Source organism: Sphingomonas sp. RB1R13 (assembly GCF_036663775.1).
Lineage (GTDB): Bacteria > Pseudomonadota > Alphaproteobacteria > Sphingomonadales > Sphingomonadaceae > Sphingomicrobium.
The window spans coordinates 1-1,053 of the sequence record NZ_JAXOJM010000111.1 but is presented as its reverse complement, the minus strand read 5'-3'; the positions used below and the strand labels follow the sequence as shown (position 1 = coordinate 1,053).

Below are 1,053 nucleotides of genomic sequence, written 5' to 3'. Positions count from 1 at the left end.
CACCGCGTCGATCGAGGCGCGGCCTGGATTGGCGATCGGGCCGACTGGCAGCCCCGCTTCGGCATAGGTGTTGTAGCCGTTCTTCGCGTGCAGTTCGGACCGCAGGATGCGGCGGCCTAGCGGGCGGCCCTTGGTGATCGGATAGATAACGGTCGGATCGGCCTGGAGCGGCATGCCGTTGCGCAGGCGATTGCCGTAGACCGCGGCGACGGTGCGGCGTTCGGACGGCTTGCCGGTTTCCTTCTCGACGATCGAGGCGAGGATGATCGCCTCCTGCGGCGTCTTGACCGCGATGCCGGGCTTGCGATCGGCCCAGGCCTGGGTGAGGTAATCCTTCATCGCCTTCTGCATCCGCGCCACGACCGAGGCACGGGTATCGCCCTTCTGATAGGCATAGCTGTCGGGCAGGATCGAGCCTTCGGCCGGGACGGCCACGTCGCCCGTCAGCCCGTCGGCGCGCATCAACGCATCATGGACCAGGACAGAGGGATAGCCTTCGGGCACCGGCACCAGCCGCTGGCGCACCTTGCCTTCCTGGAGCAAGGTCAGGACCTCATGCGCGCTGGCATGTTCGGGAATGGCATATTCGCCCGCCTTGATCGCGCCGCCCGTGCCGAACAGCCGCGCATAGAGGCGGAAGCGCCCGGCGGAGCGGATGGCGCCGGCCTTTTGCAGTTCATTGGCGGCCTTGGCGAGGCTCGCCCCCTCGGGCACGACCACCGCGAGCGGCTTTTGCGCCGGGCCGCTCCCCGCCCAGTCATGCGCGACCCAGGCGAATACGGCGATGCCGATCAGCCCCAGCAGCAACCCGATACAGCCGACCTTGCGCATATCTCACCCGGTTTTGACGAGGGCCGCGAGGCCCGGATGCAAAACAACCCCGGCGATGATCCGGGTCCGTTTGCCATTCCGCCCGATGACGCGAGCCGAATGATTTTGCAACCGGACCCGGCCACCGCCGGGGTTGGAATTTTAGAGCTGATAGACATTAAGTCCTGCCCTTCCCCCCTTGCCCCCTCATGGAAGGGAGAGGGTTGCGCAGACTTGGTCTTT

At 66.3% G+C, this 1,053-nt stretch carries 2 protein-coding genes; one reads left to right on the top strand and one right to left on the bottom strand.

Going from position 1 to position 1,053, the window contains the following annotated elements; translation table 11 throughout:
• Positions 1 to 831, bottom strand: an 831-nt coding sequence (mltG, locus tag U1700_RS15340) for an endolytic transglycosylase MltG (protein WP_332753528.1), incomplete at its 3' end; no start/stop codon positions are given.
• Between the two features lie 36 nt (positions 832 to 867).
• Between mltG and U1700_RS15335 the strand changes: the two genes are divergently transcribed.
• Positions 868 to 1,053 (top strand): hypothetical protein (locus U1700_RS15335; protein ID WP_332753527.1); only part of this gene is annotated, 186 nt, incomplete at its 3' end.